Annotated in this window: 16 protein-coding genes; 7 read left to right on the top strand and 9 right to left on the bottom strand. The window is 70.5% G+C overall.

The genetic code is table 11. From position 1 onward, the window contains the following. Nucleotides 1-141: 141 nt before the first annotated feature. The 4 genes from ACGF0D_RS42595 to ACGF0D_RS42610 form a co-directional block, all read right to left on the bottom strand. On the bottom strand, nt 142-4,314 hold the full coding sequence (locus ACGF0D_RS42595) for a polymorphic toxin-type HINT domain-containing protein (RefSeq protein WP_392925706.1): 4,173 nt from the start codon (nt 4,312-4,314) through the stop codon (nt 142-144). A 479-nt stretch (nt 4,315-4,793) separates the two neighbouring features. Next, nucleotides 4,794-5,036, bottom strand: coding sequence for a hypothetical protein (locus tag ACGF0D_RS42600; RefSeq protein WP_392925708.1), 243 nt, complete (start codon nt 5,034-5,036; stop codon nt 4,794-4,796). 145 nt (nt 5,037-5,181) lie between these two features. Next, entirely contained in the window at nt 5,182-5,937 is a 756-nt protein-coding gene (locus tag ACGF0D_RS42605; RefSeq protein WP_392925710.1) for a transposase, read from the bottom strand. 261 nt (nt 5,938-6,198) lie between these two features. After that, on the bottom strand, nt 6,199-6,831 hold the full coding sequence (locus ACGF0D_RS42610) for an AAA family ATPase (protein WP_392877566.1): 633 nt from the start codon (nt 6,829-6,831) through the stop codon (nt 6,199-6,201). 267 nt (nt 6,832-7,098) lie between these two features. Between ACGF0D_RS42610 and ACGF0D_RS42615 the strand changes: the two genes are divergently transcribed. Continuing rightward, a complete protein-coding gene (locus ACGF0D_RS42615) occupies nt 7,099-8,121 on the top strand; it encodes a Rieske 2Fe-2S domain-containing protein (RefSeq protein WP_392925712.1) in 1,023 nt (340 codons plus the stop codon). Nucleotides 8,122-8,194: 73 nt separating this feature from the next. Here ACGF0D_RS42615 and ACGF0D_RS42620 read toward each other — a convergent pair whose 3' ends face one another. Beyond that, on the bottom strand, nt 8,195-8,713 hold the full coding sequence (locus ACGF0D_RS42620; protein ID WP_392925714.1) for an RICIN domain-containing protein: 519 nt from the start codon (nt 8,711-8,713) through the stop codon (nt 8,195-8,197). A 738-nt stretch (nt 8,714-9,451) separates the two neighbouring features. Here ACGF0D_RS42620 and ACGF0D_RS42625 point away from each other — a divergent pair. The 5 genes from ACGF0D_RS42625 to ACGF0D_RS42645 all read left to right on the top strand — a co-directional run bounded on the left by ACGF0D_RS42625 (nt 9,452) and on the right by ACGF0D_RS42645 (nt 13,951). Beyond that, on the top strand, nt 9,452-10,531 hold the full coding sequence (locus tag ACGF0D_RS42625; RefSeq protein ID WP_392925716.1) for a tyrosine-type recombinase/integrase: 1,080 nt from the start codon (nt 9,452-9,454) through the stop codon (nt 10,529-10,531). Beyond that, a complete protein-coding gene (locus tag ACGF0D_RS42630) occupies nt 10,528-10,854 on the top strand; it encodes a helix-turn-helix domain-containing protein (protein WP_392925718.1) in 327 nt (108 codons plus the stop codon). Before ACGF0D_RS42625 ends, ACGF0D_RS42630 begins: the two co-directional genes overlap by 4 nt. A gap of 166 nt (nt 10,855-11,020) precedes the next feature. Next, a complete protein-coding gene (locus ACGF0D_RS42635) occupies nt 11,021-12,448 on the top strand; it encodes a hypothetical protein (RefSeq protein WP_392925720.1) in 1,428 nt (475 codons plus the stop codon). A 242-nt stretch (nt 12,449-12,690) separates the two neighbouring features. Next, nucleotides 12,691-12,972, top strand: a complete 282-nt coding sequence (locus ACGF0D_RS42640; RefSeq protein WP_392925722.1) for a DUF4158 domain-containing protein — start codon at nt 12,691-12,693, stop codon at nt 12,970-12,972. 67 nt (nt 12,973-13,039) lie between these two features. Next, nucleotides 13,040-13,951 carry a discoidin domain-containing protein gene (locus tag ACGF0D_RS42645; protein ID WP_392925724.1) on the top strand — a complete coding sequence of 304 codons (912 nt, stop codon included), beginning with the start codon at nt 13,040-13,042 and terminating at the stop codon, nt 13,949-13,951. An 82-nt stretch (nt 13,952-14,033) separates the two neighbouring features. On the opposite strand, the gene ACGF0D_RS42650 is transcribed toward ACGF0D_RS42645, so the two are convergent. Then, entirely contained in the window at nt 14,034-14,264 is a 231-nt protein-coding gene (locus tag ACGF0D_RS42650; protein ID WP_392925726.1) for a hypothetical protein, read from the bottom strand. 96 nt (nt 14,265-14,360) lie between these two features. On the opposite strand from ACGF0D_RS42650, the gene ACGF0D_RS42655 reads away from it, so the two are divergent. Next, nucleotides 14,361-15,089 (top strand): hypothetical protein, encoded by a 729-nt coding sequence (locus ACGF0D_RS42655; RefSeq protein ID WP_392925728.1) that lies wholly within the window; start codon nt 14,361-14,363, stop codon nt 15,087-15,089. A 108-nt stretch (nt 15,090-15,197) separates the two neighbouring features. Here ACGF0D_RS42655 and ACGF0D_RS42660 read toward each other — a convergent pair whose 3' ends face one another. The 3 genes from ACGF0D_RS42660 to ACGF0D_RS42670 form a co-directional block, all read right to left on the bottom strand. Continuing rightward, the gene (locus ACGF0D_RS42660) at nt 15,198-16,475 is read right to left on the bottom strand and encodes a serine hydrolase domain-containing protein (RefSeq protein ID WP_392925730.1); all 1,278 of its coding nucleotides are present in this window, start codon (nt 16,473-16,475) and stop codon (nt 15,198-15,200) included. A 973-nt stretch (nt 16,476-17,448) separates the two neighbouring features. Further along, complete coding sequence (locus ACGF0D_RS42665; RefSeq protein WP_392925732.1) at nt 17,449-18,588, bottom strand: methyltransferase domain-containing protein; 1,140 nt, start codon at nt 18,586-18,588, stop codon at nt 17,449-17,451. Further along, nucleotides 18,585-18,719 carry a hypothetical protein gene (locus tag ACGF0D_RS42670; protein ID WP_392881940.1) on the bottom strand — a complete coding sequence of 45 codons (135 nt, stop codon included), beginning with the start codon at nt 18,717-18,719 and terminating at the stop codon, nt 18,585-18,587. Before ACGF0D_RS42670 ends, ACGF0D_RS42665 begins: the two co-directional genes overlap by 4 nt. Between the last annotated feature and the right edge of the window lie 147 nt (nt 18,720-18,866).

Below are 18,866 nucleotides of genomic sequence, written 5' to 3' on the forward strand. Positions count from 1 at the left end.
GCCCCGCGCGCCGCGGGTGGTCCCCCCCCCCCCCGCCCGGCGGGAGCGCCCCATCAACCCCCCCCCCCCCCCCCGCGCGCCGGCCGCCCCCCCCCGGGGGGGGGGGGGCCGCGGGGCCCCCCCCCCCGACAGGGATCGCCGTCAGGGGGCCCACTCGAACATCCAGGCCTTCTGCCATTTGCCGTCATGCCACTTGGGCTCCGGCACGTCGATCCGCTTCCCGCTTTCGTCGTAGAACCTGAACTTGCTCCACGGCACCCGCTCGCCGATCACCGCCCGGGCGATCCATGACATCTCTTCCTGGGTGGCCTTGGCACCCGGGGCGAGGCCGGCCACCGCCATCCCCTCGAAATCGCCGTCGAAGCCCTTCATGTTGACGTGGATCTCGACCTTGGGGTCGTCGATGGCCTTCCGGACGGGCCCCCTCCACTCGTTCCCCCCGTACTTGGGATCCAGGAAGTGCCTGAAGCCCTGGTTGTTCGCCCATCCCGCGGTACCGGTCCACTCGTAGCCCAGGGCGACCGGCGTGAAGCAGTTGTGGACGAGGACCGGGGTGGTGCCCGCCAGGACGTAGAAGGTGTGGAAGTCGGCGACGGTGAGGTTGTAGGCGGCCTGAAGGCCCTCCCACTGCCTGGTCGCCCCGATGGTCGCCCGGCTGCCGGAGGGCGTCAGCAGGGTGTCCCCGGCCTGCAGGCGCGAGGCGTCGACCCAGGAACGCTCGGTGGCGTTCCAGAAGGGGTGGCTGCTGGTGGCGGTGAGTGAGCCGCCGCCGGCCAGGGTCAGGTCCGTGAACTGCCGGTCGTCGGGTGTGTAGATGGTGGCGTCGACACGCCGCGGCCCCGTCTCGGCCTGGGCGGGATCGGTGGACAGGACCGTGTCACCGGTCCGGACGTCCTCGATGGACCGGGCGGAACCGTCCGCCATGAGGACGGGCGTGCCGGCCGGGAAGCTGTTGAGGCAGCTCGGGGGAACCCGGGTGAGCAGCTTCTTGACGAACTCGATGGCCTTCTCGCCCCAGGAGCCGAACTTCTTGCCCCACTGGACGAACTTGGCCATGGCCGCGCCGTCGCCGGCGAACGGGATCGCGCCGATGCAGGAGGTGATGGCCTCCGCCTTCTTGCCCTCGATCGCGTAGTAGGCGCAGTTGATCAGGTCGGCGATGTCGGCGAGGCCGGGGGCGATGACGCCGCCGGCGCCGCCGATGACGTCCAGGGTGAGGTGGATGCTCTCGGAGATGAGGTTGTAGATGAAGCTGGCCTGGTCCTTCTGGTCCGCCTGCTTCTTGATCTCCTCCTCGATCGCCGAGACCTGGTCCTGCTTCTCCTTGGCCGCCTGCTCGTCGGCGGCCTTCTGCTCGGCGGCCTCCTGCGCGCGCAGCCGCTCGACCTCCGCACGGGCCTGTGCGAGGGCCTCCTCCTTGGCCTTCTGCTCGGCCTCGTACTTGGCCTCGTAGGTTCCCCAGGCCTCCTTGGAGGCGGCCTCGGCCGCCGTCGCGTCCTGGCCCGCGGCTTCGGCCGACGCCCGGGCCGATGCGGCGGAGGCGTACGCGTCGTTGGCGGAACGGCGGGCCGCGCCCGCCGACTGCTGGGCCCGCTGGGCCGAGTACGTGGCCGACGCGGCGTCGTGCCGGGCCGAGGCCTCGGCGGCGCCGGCCGTCTTGGCGGCCCCGGCGGCCCGGGCCGCGGCGGCCTGGGCGGAGTCGGCGGCGGCCTGGGCCTTGGCGACGTACTCGGTGGCCGTGTTGGCCGACTGCTGGGCGGCGACGGCGTAGCCGCCGGCCTCGGTGGCGGCGTCGCGGGCGAGGGCGGCGACGCGCTGGGCCTCGGCGGCGTTCTTCTGGGCGGTGGCCGAGGCGGCGGTGGCCTCGGCGATCAGGCCCGTGACGTCGGCGACGTGGACGGCCGCCAGGTGGTCCTTGCGCTGGGCCGAGTACTGGCCTTCGGCCACGAAGGCGCGCAGCTTGACGGCGGGGCCTTCGAGGGCGATCCTCGCCGCGGCCTTGAGCTCGGGCTCGGTGGCCGGGGCGTCCTCCAGGCGGGTGGCGGTGAGGCGGTCGTCGGCGATCTGCGCGTCGATGAGGCCCTTGTCGAGGAACTCGCGCAGGGCCTCGGGGGTGTTGGTCCGCAGTGCGGCGTCGGCGGCCGTCTTGACGGCCGGGCCGGCCTTGTCCGCGAGGCGGGCGATCGCCACCCGGTTGTCGGGCGCTTCGGCGGCGTACTGACCGCTGGTCAGGAAGGTACCGACCTTGGCGGCGTCGGTGGACTTGAGGGTGTCGTACGCCGCGGCGCGGACGGCGGCGTTCTCGGAGTTGTAGTAGAGCTGCCGGACCTCGTCGCGGTCGTCCTGGGCCTTCGCGTCGGCCCGTGCGGACTTCAGGTAGGTGACGACGGCGACGTCCGGACCGGAGAGAGCGACCTCGGCGGCCTTCTGCCCCCAGGTGCCGGATATCTTCCGGGAGAGGATGGCGAGCTTGCGGCCGTCGGTGGCGACCTGCTCCGCGGTGGCGCCCGGCTGGTTGACGGCCTGGGAGAGGCGCTCGGCCTCGGCCTTGGCCTGCTGGACCTCCTGGCGTGCCAGGTCGGTCTCCTTCTGCTTGTCCTCCTCTTCGGCCTTGGCCTTGCGGGCCGCCTCGGTGGCGGCCGCGGTGCGGTTCGTCAGGTCCTCGGCCTCGGTGCGGCGGGCCAGGTCCTGGATCCCGTTCGCCTTGTCGACCGTCTCCTGGGCCTCCTTGGCGAGCGCGGAGGCGGCGTTGGCGTGGTCGGTGGACTCCTGGGCGGCGTTGGCGCTCTGGCCGGCGTGGTCGGCGGCGTCCCGAGCGGCCTGGGCGGCCGCCGTCGCGTGTTCGGCCGCGGACTTCAGGAGGGCCATGGCGTCCTGGGCCTTCGTGGCGGCCTCCTCGGACAGCTGCCGGGAGGCGGTGGCCGCGCGACCGGCTTCGGCGGCCTGGCGGCGCGTCGTCGCCGCGGCCTGCTTGGCCTTGGCCGACTGCGCACCGGCGCCGTCGGCGTAGGCGCCCGCCTGGTCGGCCGAACCCGCTGCCGCATCCGCGTTGAGCCTCGCGCTCAGCGCGGCTCCCGACGCTTCCTTGCTGTCCGTGGAGGCACGGCCCGCCTGGTCGAGCGCGCCCTGCGCCTCGGCGGCGAGCTTGGCCGCCGCGGCGGCGGCGTCGGCGTCCAGCCGCGCCTGGTGGGCCAGGCTCGCATCACTGGCGGCCGCGGCCGCGGACGTACGGGCGCGCGCGGCGGCCCGCGAGGCGGCAGCGGCCGCGGCGGCGGCGTTCGACGCCGCGTAGGCCGCGCTGCGGGCCGAGGAGTTGGCTGCGCGGGCGGCGGTGACGGCCGTCTGCGCCGCGTTCCCGGCACGCTGGGCAGCGCTGGCGGCCTTGTCGGCGGCCTCCGTGGCCTTGGCCGTGTCGTTGCCGGCCTGCTGGGTCTCGAACGCGGCCCGCGCGGCATCCGCCTTGGCCGTCTCCGAGTTCTTGACGGCCGTGTCCTTGGCCTCGGTCGCGGCGACTGTCTCCAGGGCCGACTGGGCGCTGGCGTCCTTCACCTGCTGGGTCAGCTGCGCGATGCTCGCGCGCTCCTGGTCGCGGCTCTGCGCGATGTACTGCCCGACCGCGAGGAACTCGCGGACGTCCTCGATCGTGCCATTGAGCGCGGCGCGCGCCGCCGCCTGGACGTTGGAGCCGCCCGCGCTGAGGATCTGGACGAGCTTGACCCGGTCGTCGGCGTCCTTGGCCGTGTACTGGCCTTCGGTCAGGAACCGCTGGAGGTCGTCGCCACTGCCGCGCAGTGCGGCGTCACCGGCGGCCTGGAGCCCCCGGCCGGCACCCGTCTTCGGGTCGGTGATCCGCGTCGCCGCGAGCCGCTGATCGGTCTGGAGCGCCGCCTGCCAGCCCGTCTGCAGGAACGTGCTCAGCTCGGCGGCGCTTCCCTCGATCGCCTTGTCCGCCGCCGCACGGACGGCCGGTCCGCCGACGCTGGAGATCTGCGAGGCGGCGAGCAGGTCGTCCGCGTGCTGGGCCCCGGCCAGGTCGCTCTCCAGGAACCGCTTGACGTCCTGGTCGGAACCGGCGAGCGCGGTCTCGGCGAGCGCGTGGACCTTGGCACCGCCCGCGAGCCACGCCTGCACCGCGCGCTCGCGGTCGCTCAGCTGCACCTGCCCGCCGACCGGTTCGTCCGCGACGGCGCTCGGAAGACCGGCCCCCACGAGGCCGGCCGTGAGGGCGAGCGGGAGCAGGCTCAGAGAGATCCTGCCGAGCAGGGGCGGTCTGCCCCTCCCTCGTCGGCGTGATCGGGCTATCGGATCGTGCATCAGGAGCCTCCACTGTCGATGTCGGCCGGATCGCGGCCGCAGCGGAGCCTACCGGGAACTCACACCGGAACAGCAAGTGTGCGAAGTAGTGGAATTGATGGAACGACAGGTGACCGACGTTCCACTTGGAGATATGTCAGCAAACTCGCCCGCACCGCCAGCAAGCACTCAATGCCGCCGAAACCATGACACCTTCGCAGGCCAGCGGTGGTCGGGAAGCTTCTCGCACCAGCCGGCCCGGTTTTCCTGAAGGCGCCTTACCAGATCCACGAGAGAAGGGCTCAAATTCCAGGGAACGTTACGGGGCAGCCCTTGATGAATCGTCAATACAGATGAATCGTCAGCCATTCAGACCGATCGACCGTTCACGGACGAGCCGACCGGGGTGGCGCCGGACGAACGAGGATGACCAGCGAACGCGCAGCCCCACCCCCCGTGCGCCCGTGGCGATCAGCGCGATTCGAGCCGGTTGATGTTCCTCAACGGCCGGAACCCCAGGTACTGAGGGACACCATCGCATGGACCTCACGACCCAGCCGTCGCCTCAGGGGGTTGTCGGGCTCGTCCAGCCAGGCGGTCTGTCCGGCGGGGGCCACGGTGAGCCCGTACCGCTCGTACCCGGGGCGTCCGGCGGACTCCCACCGGTGGTGGGCGGCCTCCAGCTCGTCCCAGAGCCGGCGCGGCCCGGACCGGCGGACCTCGAACCGGGACTCCCCGGGCACCGGTGGGGCAGTGGGCGGTGGCGCTGACGTCGGGTTCGGTGGCGGGGGTGGTGTGGACGTCGGTGACCAGGTTCGGTAAGTCCTCGTCACAGGACTCGGTCAGGTGGGCCTTGGAACCGGTCCACTCCACGGCGTCCGCGCCGGGTCAGCCCTTGGTGCTGTAGCGGGTGTCCGGGTCGTGGGGCGAGCGGACGCGCTCGGCCGAGGGCGGCAGTTCCCTGGTGTCCCGGTAGCGCAGTGTGCCGGTGGCGGTGCGTTCGAAGTGCTGGTCCCACAGTTCCCGCAGGATTTTGACCTGCGCAAGGTCGTCCATCCACGTGGCGGTGGGGTCCGCGTCGATGGCGGCGGTCAGGCTCTGGCCGTCGGCGCCGATCTGCTCGGCGAGCTTGAGAGCGGAGGCGTTCTTGCGGCGCAGGAGCCTGCTGGTCTCGACCTTGCGGCCGTAGCGTTCGTCCCAGCCGGGCCCGAGCAACGGCACGATCAGGCCGGGGCTGGTCCGGGCGATCTCCTCCAGCGCCGCACGCAGGGCCTCGCCCAGGCACTCGATGCGGTTCAGCCTGCGCACGCAGGCCAGCACGTGGGTGGAGTCGGTGCGCTGACGGCCGCCGGCCCGCACCAGGCCGGCGACCTTCAGACGCTGAAGCATCAAGGTCAGCAGGGCATCGGCCCGGTCACCCACGACCAGGCGGGCACGGAACTCGCACAGCACACTGGCATCGAAGCCGGTGTAGTCCAGCTCCAGCCCCAGCGCGTACTTCCACGAGATCCGGTCGGCCACCGCCACCGCGGCATCCCGGTCGGAGAGGTTGTGCAGGAACTGCAGGACCGTGACCATCACCAGCAGGGCCGGCGAGATACCAGGACGCCCCAGGCCCGCGTACATCTCCTCGAACCCACCCACGGCGAAGTCCTCATCGACGAACAACGGACCCAGCGCGTCCCGCACCCGCATCTCATCCGTCCCACCCGGATGAACCCGACGAGCCAACGCCGCAGTCTCCACCGGAATCCCCGACACACCACCAGGACGCAGCACAACCCACCCCACAGACAGCCAACCCACCACAACCGGAAGACACTTACTGTCCCACACCCACCCCCAGCGGCTTCGCCAGCAGAGTCGGCCGGGCCGACTTCCCGCGCGGGCGCTAGCGGCCGGGGCTCAGTCGAAGCGGATGTGTTTGACCCCTGTCCAGGCGCGGCGGAGACGGCCTCGGAGCGCACCGTCGCCGTTCGGAGCGAGGACCAGGCCCGAGGACGCGGCGATGTGGTCGGCGACCTGGGCGACCGTCAGCCGATCGGTCCAGACGTGCTGGGCGAACTCCTCCTCGCGCAGACGCTCCAGGCACAGGTCGAGCTTCGACACGGCGAAGCTCTCCCGGCGCAGCGGGGCGTCCTTCCCGGCCACGAACTGCAGGACGTGCCCGCCCCCGCGCTCGCGCAGCCGTCGCAGCACCGTCCCGCGCTCGGCCAGCAGGGCGAAGTGGCGGACATCGTGGCCGCGTTCGCGCAGCCGACCGACCGTCTCGCGGAAGTACTCCGGCTCGACGACCGTCATCGGCGCGATCACCACACCGTCGTGCCCGGTGAGCACCCGGTCCAGCACCTCGACGACGCCCTGCCGCCACGCGGGGAGGTCCTGGAAGTCCCCGCGCAGCGACGGCGGCATCATCCGGTGCAGGCCGAACCCCACGTGCTCGGGGTCACAGACGACGCTGCCGGGGAGGCGCCACCGGATCTCGTGGGCGGTCTGGGTCTTGCCGGCGCCGAACGGGCCGTTGATCCACAGGAGCATGCCCCGACCCTACTGACATGGCCTCCCGCATCACGGCGGGTGCCCGCTCGATGCGAGCGGGCACCCGGAACCCGCGTCCGACCGATGGAGAATTCACACCGGGCATTTCATATCCCATATGAAGTGCCAAAACCCCATTCCCTCACCGAAGTTCTCGACACCTCTGGAATATGATTCGTATCGAATCCAGCCCAGGAGGAATGCATGCGACTGTCTCGTAAATATGCACAGAATATTACCCAGGGGCCAAGCCGTGCAGACCTGACGTTGACCCCTGTTCTTCCCTACCCCGACGGCTGGTCGGCGCTGGCGTTCTCCGGCGAGCTGAAGCCCGGCTCCGTACTCACCCGGCGGCTCCACGGCGAGGACGTGGTGCTGTACCGGCTGCGGGACGGCCGCGTTCGAGCCGTCCGGCCCTACTGCCCGCACCTCGGCTCCCACTTGGGCCTGGCCAGGGTCGACGGCGACGACCTGGTCTGCCCGTTCCACCAGTTCGCGTACGGCCCGGACGGCACGTGCGTGCGGACCGGCTACGGCACGCCACCCCCGAAGGCCTCACTGACTGGGCTGCCGGTTCACGAGATCAACGAGACCGTGTTCGTCTGGTGGCACCACGACGGCCGCGCCCCGGACTGGGAGATCCCGGCCATCCACACCGTCGGCCACCTGCCCCGGCGTTACGGCACCTGGGAGATGCCCGGCCACGCCCAGGAGATCATGGAGAACTCCGTCGACGTGGGGCACTTCGGCACCCTGCACGGCTGGGCCAAGGCCGAACTCCCCGTTCCCGTCGTCTTCGGCGAGAAGACCTTCCACGTCTCCATGCGGGTGCGCGAGAAGTTCCCGTTGATCGGCGAGAGCCCCATCGACATCGAGGTCGACGGCTACGGAATCGGCTTCCTGCACTCCGACAGCCACACACCGCGGCTGCGCACCCGGATGTGCACGCTGATCATGGGCACCATGATCGAGCCCAACCGGATGCAGTACCGGCAGGCGAGCCGACTCGTCTTCGACGAGCCGTCGATCCTGCCGAAGCCGCTGGCGCGGCAGGCGAGTCGGACCCTGTCCCGGCTGCTGATGGGCCCGCTGATCAGGGCCAGCGAGGACTTCACCGCCGTCGACTACCCGATCTGGTACAGCAAGAAGTACCGTCCGCACCCGAAGCTCGCCAAGGGGGACGGGCCGATCGGACAGTTCCGGCACTGGGCCCGGCAGTTCTATCCGCAGGACCAGAACGAACGGCACGTGCCCGGCCCCCAGGACTCCGACCCCGCCCGGTTCGACTGACGCCGGGAGCCAGGAGACGGAGAGCCCGTACCGCTCGTACCCGGGGCGCCCGGGCACGAGCGAGTCGGCCGGTTCAGGCGGCGTGCCACCACTGGTCCTGATAGCCGTTGTTGCAGTCGAACTGGATGGCCACCGTGTCATTGGTGAAGCCCTGGACGGCGAGGCACTTCCCGCTGTAGCGGTTGGCCAGCATGAAGTGGCCGTTGCCGTTCGGGTCGAAGCGGACCTGCCAGTGCTGGTCCGGCCACGCCCCGCAGGTGGTCTGGACGGCGGTGGCGTTGTTGTCCCCGCCGCGCACGGCCAGGCACAGGGAGCTGCTGTCGTTCCGCACCTGGACGTCGTCCCAGCTGCTGCCCGTGAAGTTCCAGTGCTGGTCGGCCCAGTTGGTCCCCAGGTTGTAGTCACAGGTGTACTGCTGGGCGTAGCTCTCGCCGTACCCTCGGGAGACCAGGCACTGTCCGCTGTGGTCGTTCACCAGGTGAACCACGGACTGCAGCGAGGGACTTGTGGTCGTCGTTTCGGCGGAAGCCGCCCCTCCCATCGGCAGGGCCACCAGAGTCGCGGCACCGAGAAAAGCGAATAACTTCTTCATGCGATCCTCCCTTTGTCGGGACCGAGCCCCATCAGCATTGCCGGGAAGGCCGGCGAAGTCACCGCGGGAATGCGCCAGGATCCGGGGTCGGAGAGGAGAGTGCACCAAGTGACGCGGGGGGAATCCGACCTCGGCATCGCGAGGCCGCTCGTGGACGCCCGGGGCCGCGATTCCTCCTGCCCCCACGGGCATGTGGCGGTCGGCACCGCCCGGACCTGGGGCTTGGACGACGCTCGGCGGATGTCCCGCTCGCTCATGCCTGGCCGGGAACGTTCGGGCGTCGGCGTGACCCGGGAGGGGCGCCGCATTCCACATCCGAAGCAGGTCCCGGTGGCCGGTGCCGACCGAAGGGAACAGCCTCAGCAGCTCCACCTCGACGTCTGAGACTGCGTTTGAGATCTGACGTGGGACGATCCCTGGGTGACTCGACTCGTGAACCGTGACCACTCCCTGGAGGAGCTTGAGCGTGACCGTTGGCCGGCCCCCGTCAGGCAATGTGACCCGTCCTGAGGCGACCGTGCACGCGCTTCGGCGCAGGCCGATCGGTGAGCTGACCGTCGGGTGACTGTGCGACATCCCGCGAGTTCTCCTGAGCCCGGCTGAGCTTCGGAGGCCGTGGCCAGGGGCTTCCTCCTCCTTCGAGCGGTTCGTGGGCCGGTGACGTAACTTCGGGATTCCTGAAGCGTTCTCAACTCGTCCGACCGATCTACGGTCCGGTCGAAGGCGAGGAGGCGCGAGTTGGCGGCGCTGGCGGTCGTACGGGACCTGCGCGAGTACCGGGATCCGGTCTCGGCGGAGGAACTGGAGCGGTTCGAGACCGACGTGCTGGCCGGCTTCGTCCTGGCTCGGGCATCAGCCGGGCTGACGGACGGCACGATCCGCGGCGACGTCGGGCACCTGGAACAGATCCGTACGTGGTTCGGCCGGCCGCTGTGGGACCTGGAGCCCGCCGACGCCGATGCGTACTTCGGGCGGGTGCTGCGGGGATCGCCCAGCGGCACCCGTCTGGCCCGCTCCCAGGCCCTGAGCACGTACTTCCTGTTCCTGGAGCTGCGGCACAAGGTCGAGATCCACCAGATGACCGGGCGCGTGGTCGAGTGCCCGATCGACGAGATGAACCGCCCGCGCGGCTCCAAGGACGCCCAGCTGCGGATCCCGCCGACCGCGCCAGAGGTCGGCCGGCTGTTCACCGGCTGGGGCGGCGAGCTGGCGACCTGCCGAAAGTTCGCCCCGACCGCGAGGAACTACACCGCCGCGAAGCTGATGTCCCAGGTCGGACTGCGGGTGAGCGAGGCGTGCGGGCTCGACCTGGACGACATCAAGTGGGAGCTCGGACGGTTCGGCAAGCTGCACGTTCGCCTGGGCAAGGGCGCCCGCGGTTCGGGGCCGCGCGAGCGGATGGTGCCGCTGATCAACGGTGCGGACCGGACCCTGCGGTGGTTCATCGAGGATGTCTGGGGCCAGTTCGACGACGACCACGCCCGCCCCGGTGCCCCGCTGTTCCCCTCCGAGCGCAGATGCGCGGACGGGTCCTCGCGCCGGGTCGGCGACGACGCTCTGCGGAATGGTTTGGCTGCTGCCGTCGGGGCTCATCTCCCGGGCTGGGCAGAGAAGTTGACCCCGCATGTCCTGCGACACTTCTGCGCTTCCGAGCTCTACCTCGACGGCCTGGACCTCGCCGCAATTCAGGAGGTCTTGGGACATTCCTGGATCGCCACGACGATGCGGTACATCCACGTTCAGCAGACCCGGGTCGAGGACGCCTGGCTCGCCGGGCAACAGCGGGCCGCGAAGCGGCTGGAAGGACTGATGGGATGAAGTGGAACCTGCGGCTGACCGCCGCGAACAAGGGCATCTGGAAGGCGTCCGAGCTGCAGCGGATGCTGGCCGACCACGGCCTGGTGATCTCGGCCGGGAAGATGTCCGGGTTGTGGTCGGGTCAGCCGGTCTCTCTCAAGCTGGAGGACCTGGACGTGGTCTGCGTCGTGCTCGGCTGCGAGATCGGCGACCTGCTGATCCCGGAGCCGGACAAGGTCCCCCGCCCCGGGCAGCAGGAGACCAGGCGAGTGGCGGTCGGCGCCACCGTCTCTCCGGCGGTGGTGCCCAAGCGCCGGGACGGGCGCTCTCTCCCGCCGGGCTGACGGGGGCTACGGCGAGATGAGCAAGATCAGCGACATGAAGGCTCCGGCCTCATGCGAAGGCTGCTTCGCCTGGGGACAGTTGCCCGGCCGGTTCTGCCGCGGCTGTTACACCTACGGCCAACTGAACAGCGTCGGACGGTGCTTGGCCTGCGATCGCGAGGTCCCCGTGGACGGCAGACACGGCTACTGCCGCCTCTGCCGGGCCCAGGCCACTTGGGCGATCAAGGCCAGCGGCAGGGCCTCGCTGCTGGAGCCCTACCTGCGGCAGGTGTCCTGCCAGCAGTTGTTCTTCGCGAACCTGCAGCGACCCCGCAACGGCGGACCCCCGGTCGGCAAGCAGGGGCGTCGTGTTCTCAAGCGAGCCCCGGAGTCCACACCGCCTCCCAGGTCGGCGGGCTGGGTCCAACTGCTGCTGTTCACCGTGAGCCGCGACTACCGCCACTTCGACCGGGAACGCCATGCCGACCTGGCCAACCCCTACCTGGCCCGCGCACGCCGGGCGGCCAAAGCTTTCGGTGAGGCGCGCGGGTGGAGCCGCTGGGTGGCCAGCGACGTCGACCGGGCGCTGGTCATCGTTCTGTCCGGCCACGTCGAGGGCGAGTCGATCCGGTACTCCGAGATCTTCCCCGCACTGCGGGGCCGCGGCCTCTCGGTCAACCGGACCGCTGAAGTTCTCGACCAGCTGGGCCTGTTCACCGACGATCGCGCTTCGGCGGTCGACCGCTGGCTGGACCGCAAGCTCCATGCCGTCGCCCCGGGCATCCGCAGCGAGGCCGAGTCCTGGGCCCGAACCCTGCTCGACGGCGGGCCCAGGTCCGAGCCCCGCGCGCGGCAGACCGCATGGGTCTACCTCAACGAGATCCAGCCCGTCCTGCTGGAGTGGTCCGATCGCTACGACCACCTGCGGGAGGTCACCCGCGAGGACGTCATCGCGACCAAGGACGCCGCCGTCGGCAAGCAGCGGGAGAGCCGGGTCGTCGCGCTGCGATCGCTGTTCCGTCACGCGAAGAAGAACGGGCAGGTCTTCCGCAACCCCACCCTGCGGATCCGAGTCCCGCGACAGAACGGCGGCGTCATCCAGTCGCTTCCCCAAGCCGACATCGATCAGGCCGTCGCCACCGCCACCACCCCGGACATCCGGCTCGTCATGGCCCTGGCCGCCGTCCACGCGGCACGGCCGAAGATGATCCGCACGATGCGGCTGGACGACGTCGACCTCGGCAACCGGCGCATCACCGTGGGCGGCCACGTCCGTCCACTCGACGACCTGACCCACCGGGTCCTGCTCGATTGGCTCGACTACCGCCGAACCCGCTGGCCGAACACCGCCAACCCCCACCTGCTGATCACCCAGCAGACCGCCGTCGAACTCGGCCCGGTCGGCAGGCTCTGGACCACCCGGGCCACCCGCAACCTCACCGCCACCCTCGAACGGCTCCGCGTCGACCGCCAGCTCGAAGAAGCCCTCACCCACGGGCCCGACCCGCTCCACCTCTCCCTCGTCTTCGGCATCGACGAGAAGACCGCCATCCGCTACGCGGGCTCGGCACGAGCCCTCCTGGAGCAAGCCGCCGAGAGCGGACCCGCGTCTTGACGCGAACCCGCGGGTCCATCCGGGAGAATCAGGGAAGTCGACCCGTGGGTTCACGCTGAAGAACCCTCAGTTTCCGCGAACTCGCGGGGCTCCTGGCCCTGTCCTCCCGAAGCTGCCGTGAAGTGACAAGTAGCTCTCCGTAGCAAAGCAGGGGTGGGCTTGTCTGGGTTTCCGATCTTCTGACGATGCTGAGGGGACTGTTCCAAGGTTGGTCCGGTCACGATGACCGGAGGGAGCGCGGAGTGCGGCAGGTCTGGGAGCCACCGGACCCGATCGAGGTCTGGACGCTGCTGGAGGAGGACCAGGAGCGACTGCGCGACAAAACGGGAGCGAACCGGTCGGGGTTCGCCCTGTTGCTGAAGTTCTTCGAGGTGGAGGCCCGGTTCCCGGAGGACGCCGGGGAGATCCCGGTGCCGGCGGTGTCGTACGTCGCTCAGCAGAACATCGCGTTCCCCGGCAGGGTCGTCCACACCGTCCGATGGGTCGCGAACGCGGAACCGCCGGGTCGCAGCGTCCACGTATAGTTACCGCCGTTGACTGGCGGTGCTGTCATGAGCACCACCAGCGTTGCTATGTCCCACGGAGGACTGCATGGCGTTAGAGAAGGACGAAGCGATCGTCTCCCTGGTCGGGGACACCAATCTGATCGCGGGCAAGCCGATATGGGCGAGCAGTTCCAGTCAGGAAAATGGTCCCGACATGATCAACCGGGACTCGGGCAGTGGGTGGTGGGAGTCGAAGTTCGAGGCTCCGCTGCCTCAGTGGCTGTTGGTGGATCTCGGGTCACAGCGCACGGTGCGCCGGATCGTGCTGAAGGTGTCCAAGGACTGGCCCGCGCCGAACCGAGGGCAGAACCAGAGCCAGACGCTGACCGTGGAGGGCAGCGCGGACGGGAAGACGTTCACCACGCTCGTGCCGTCCGCCCGCTACGACTTCACTCCCGACACGACCATCGACCTTCCCGGTGCCGGGGTCGAGACCCGCTGCATCAGGCTGTTCTTCACGGCCAACAACAGCACCGGCTTCGCCCGCAGCAAGGGGGCGTTCCTCCGGGACTTCGAGGTGTACGGCAACGCCGGCGAGCAGCCCGGCCCGGACGATCCGCCCCTCGACATCAGGAACGGGGGCAAGGTCGGCGAGACGGATCTGGGCTTCGGAACACAACGCAACTCACTGGGCCACAGCATCTGGATGAACTTCAAGGGCAAGCTCAGCTGGGATGGCCAGGGCGGCTACGTCATCGAGGGCCAGCTGCGGGCGAACAGCTCATCCGAGGCGCCACGCTCCACCGTCTGGCTGGAGTACGGCGGTGAGAGCGAGTCGTGGAAGAAATCCCCCGAGACGGAAACGAGGGAAGGACGCGAAAAGGTCCTGGCCATCCAGCTGACCGGGAAGCTCGCCCGCGGGGAGAAGCTGGAAGTGCGCCTCGGCTCCTGGCAGGGAGCCATGCTCGGCATCGGGTCCACCGAGACCACCGAGAAGAAGCAATACAAGATTTCCTGACGTGAACCAGGGCGTGTCCGCTGGACCCGCACTGACCCATCGGACACGCCCAGGGAGCCAGCACGCCGCCTCTTCGCGCCAGCTATGGTTCTTGGCGCTGCGGCCCAGCATCGCGGCCATCGGGGTCCACTGCGTCATCGGCAGTTCCTTCGAGCGGGGCGGGGATGCGGGGGGCGCGGAGCTCCTTGAGGTCGGGGATGTGGTTGTAGAGCGTCCCGACCGAGACGCCGAGGAGCTTGGCGATCGTCTCGACGCTGTTCTCGGGGTTGGGCAGCGTGTCGCGCGCGGCCCGCAGGATGTCCGGGCTGACCACGGTGGGACGGCCGCCGACGAGCTGACGCTCAGCCGCATCCTCGCCAACTACTCCTACACGCCGGCGGGTTCGACCGCGGCGCCCGTCCCGCTCGGCATGCTGCTGGACCCGAAGCCGATCGCCACCACCGGCAACTACCTCGGCTTCCGCTGGAACTTCGGCAGCGAGCAGGAACGAGAGGAGTGGACCAAGACCCGCCAGCCGGGCGACAACACGTTCGGGACGCCGGTGACCGACACGATCGCCATCGCCACCAACGGCGTCTTCGCCGAGGCCGTCCTCGGCCGGTCCAACTCGGCCGAGAAGATCGACCTCACCCGCTTCTGGAACTGGAAGGACTCGCCCATCCAGATCACACCGGCCGACATCGCCCCGGTGTCCACCGCCTCGCGCGCACAGAACCTCGACACCACGGCGGCCGGCATGGGCGCCTCCCAGGCGAAGTTCACACCGGTGGTGGCGATGCCCGACCCGGTCGGCCTCCAGACGGCGCAGGCCATCGCCACCGCGAACCTGTTCCGCGACATGAGCGGCCTCAACAGCATGAGCCAGGTGCTGGCCAAGGGCATCGAGGCCGCCGCGAGCAACGACAAGGACGCCGGCGACCGCGCCCAGGCGGCCTTCAAGACCGCCACCGAACACATGGAGAAGATGACCCAGATCGCGGCCGACGCCGCCGCCAAGGTGCTGCCGGCCGTGGCCGGACTGCCCGGCGGAGGCGGCAACCTCAGCGCCCTCGGCGGCATGCTGAACCAGGGCGCCAAGGCCGGTTCGGACGCCAAGACCGACGCGCCGTCCACTGGTGGGTCCGCAGCGAAATCCTGACCACCGCACCGCGCGGGCCCGGGCCGCCGCCCGGGCCCGCCCCGCCCCGGAGCCGGCGGAGGCCCGGCACCTCCGCTCAGGTCCGGGAACAGTGCCGGCCGAGCGGGGTCAGCCGCTGCAGGTCGCGGCGCCGAGCAGCTTCTCGAAGGCCTTCCGGGTGGGCAGCGGGGTCGAGAGGCCACTGCCGTTCATCGAGACGGAGAGCTGACGGCGCAGGTCGGGACTGGTGTACAGGAAGGTGCTGAAGCCCGGGATGCCGCCCGTGTGGCCCCAGAGCTCGCCGCAGTCGGTGGTGGTCCGCTCCAGGCCCAGGCCGTACCCGCCCTGGCTCTGCGGGGTGACCGTCATCATCTCGGCGAGCTGCGGCCGGGGCAGCAGCCGTCCGCCGAGCAGGGCGGTGATGAAGGTGTTGAGGTCGGCGGTGGTGGAGATCCCGGCGCCGGACGCGCCCGCCATGCTCGGGTCCAGGTCGGTGACGTCCACGCGGCCGGTGGGCAGGTCGAAGTAGCCGTGCGCGTGCGGGCCGGGGACGGCCGTCTCGTGGTCGGGCATGGACGTGCCGGTCAGGCCCAGCGGGCGGATGATGCGACGCTCCACCTCCTGCTGCCAGGTGTGGCCGGTGGTCCGCTCGATGATCTGTCCGGCCAGGATGTAGTCGGTGTTGGAGTAGTGGTAGCCCTGGCCGGGCGGGAAGTACGCCGGGTGGTTGTTGGCCAGGGCGATGAGCTGCTGCGGTGTCCAGCGGGTGTAGCGGCCGGACTCCAGCCAGCGTTCGAGGGAACCGGGCGCCGTGGGGTCGAAGGCCTGGTCCTCGGTGTAGTCGAACAGCCCGCTGGTGTGGTTGAGCAGCCGGCGCAGGGTGATGTTCGCGCCGTTCGGCACCGCGCCCGGCAGCAGCCGCTCCACCGGGTCGTCCAGGCCCAGCCGTCCCTCGGCGACCAGCTGGAGGACGACGGTGGAGACGAAGGTCTTGGTCACGCTGCCGATCCGGAACCGGCCGGTCGCCGAGGCGGGGGCGCCGGTCGCGTAGTCGGCGGTACCGGCGGCGCCCTTCCACCGGCTGCGGCCGTACTCGCCGACCCGGGCGAGTGAGGCCGAGGCGCCGCCGGAGTCGACGATGGCCTGCACCGCGGCGTCCAGGACCCTGGGGTCGACGCCCTTGCGCGGCCCCCGGCCGGCGGCGTCCTGCGCCGGGTCCTGGGCAGCGGTCACCGTCACCACTGCGACCGGTCCCGCCGTGCCGAGGGCGCCGGCCGCCGGGGCCGTCACCCCCACCAGGCCCGCGCCCGCCAGAGCGAGCGCCACCAGGCGCGCGGCCGGGCGGCCGCGCCGGCGCCCCGTGCGCCCGCGACCGCCCGGCCCCGTTCCGCCCCTGTGTTCCGCCATGCCCGTCCACCTTCCCGTGTCCATGCCGATGGGCGAATGCAACACCCCTGTGAATTACGGCAACTGACACATTGACAGCTGACGGGGCACCGGGTCGTCAGCCCGCAGTCCAGACCGCCTCCGACCCTGGACCTACCTTCGAACGATGGGCCGCTCCCCCTCAGGGATGGGCCACCCCCTAGGGTCGGTCAGGGGCGCCCCGGCCCGCAGGGGCCGTCAGCCGACCGGGGCCTTGCCCCGCAGCCAATCCGCCCTCAAGGGGTTCGGCGACTCGCCGACACAACGGGCGACCACGTGCCGTGACCACTGAACCGCCCTCTCAAAACGCGGTCCGAGGCAATCGCCACTGAAGGGACGGCAGTTCGCGAGCAGCTCCCTGTTGTTCAAGCCCCAACAGGGAGCTTGTCCGCCTACATTGTTGAGAGACGGGGATGTTCGGAGCAGTGGGATGTGAAGGGGAGGCCAGTGTGGCCGTGGGACGTGCAGGGACAGTCCTGCTGGCGTTGGGGGGAGTTCTGATCGCAGCCGGCGGTGCCACCGCAGCGATCATCGCCCGGGACTCAGCAGGGGTGGTGACGCAGGAGAACCTCCCTATCACCCCAGAGGTGCAGAAGTATGTCGAGACTCCCGCGGCATTTGAGGACTACCTACGTTCGCATCCGCCGAAGCCCCTGATGGGTGGGACGTGGTGATCTGACGAACGCCAGTGGGTAAGACGCCGAGCCGCCCGCGGAGCTGGGCCTGCCGGCAGTTGGTCGACGCCGGACAGGGTCCGGGTGAACAGGCGCACGGCTCCCGCGCGAACCGCTCCTACCTGCGCCGACGCGGCGTGGAGTGCGCCATCCCGGAGAAGGCGGACCAGATTCGCAACGGCCGAAAGCGCGGCTGCAAGGGTGGCCGGCCGCCACCGGGTCGACCGTGGGCCGCGGGGCGGCAGCGGATCGTCACCGCTTGGGGCCCCGCGGCCCGGCCGTCACTTCAGGGGGTTGTCGGGGTTGTCCAGCCAGGCGGTCTGTCCGGCGGGGGTCACGGTGAGCCCGTACCGCTCGTACCCGGGGCGTCCGGCGGACTCCCACCGGTGGTAGGTGGCCTCCAGCTCGTCCCAGAGTCGGCGCGGCCCGGACTGGCGGACCTCGAACCGGGACTCCCCGGGCACGGAGTCCACCGTCGCCCAGGAGGTGACGGCCCTGTCGAACAGCCACCACGTCCAGCCGGCGCCGAACGCGTTGCGCCGGTAGTAGGCGTCCGGCAGGGCGAGGGCGCAGGCGAACTGCGCCAACCAGTCGCCCCCGATGGCCTCGGGGTCGAGCTTCGTCCAGGACTGCCCGGAATCACCCGGCCACTCCCCCGGCAGGTAGTCGTCCACCGGGGCGCCCTCGTAACGCTGTTGACGCAGCATCATGAAGGCGGACGAGCGGGTGAATCGGCCGCTTGCGCCGGTTCCGTCCTCGTGCACCGTGAGGCGAACGATCGCCCCGCCGCCGAACAGCGGCGAGACCGGGCTGACGATCACCCCGCCTGGCCGGGTCTGGTTCAACCAGGCGGGCGGGATGTGCCGCAGCGACACGGTGGAGATGATCCGGTCGTACGGGGCGCGCACGCCCCATCCGAGCACCCCGTCTCCGCACACAACCTCGGGCGTGTAGCCGGCAGCGTGAAGTGCGGTGCGCGCCCGGGCGGTGACCTGGGCGTCCACCTCGACGGTGGACACCATCTCGGCTCCCAGGCGGTGTGCCAGCAACGCCGCGTTGTAGCCGGTGCCCGTTCCGACTTCGAGCACCCGGTGGCCGGGGTGCGCATCCAGGTCGGACAGCATCTCGGCCACCATCGTGGGCAGGGACGCCGACGACGTGGGCGTGATGCGGGCGCGGCCTTCGGCTCCGTCGTCCCACTGAGTGATGATCGGCAGATCGGCGTAGGCGAGCCGCATCCACCGCTCGGGCTCCTCGGAGCGGCTGCACTCGGCGTCGCCGTCGCCCTCGTCCGCCCAGATGGTCTCCGGGAGGAACGCGTGCCGCGGAACGGCCGCCAAGGACGGGGCCCAGTCCGCGGTCAGCGACCCCTGCTCGGTCAGCGCGGCCACCAGCGCGGCCCGCTGCTCGCCGGCGTTCACTTCTTGTGCTTCGGGTCGGGGGTGGGCTGCTGGCTGTCCGACGACGGCTTCGGGCCGATGACCGGGCCGCCGGGCTTGGCGTGCCCGGGGCTCCGGCCGTCGTTCGGGCCGCCCTTGTTCTCGTCTCCCATGGTCAACTTCCTCTCTCGGTTCGGAATGGAGGGGGTAGCAGGAAGTCGGCGGGGCGACTCTGCTGGCGAAGTCGGTTGGGGTGAGTGTGGGACAGTAAGTTCCTTCCGGTTTTGGTGGGTTGGCGGTTTGCGGGGTGGGTTGTGCTG

It is taken from the genome of Kitasatospora sp. NPDC048298, assembly GCF_043201465.1.
Lineage (GTDB): Bacteria > Actinomycetota > Actinomycetes > Streptomycetales > Streptomycetaceae > Kitasatospora.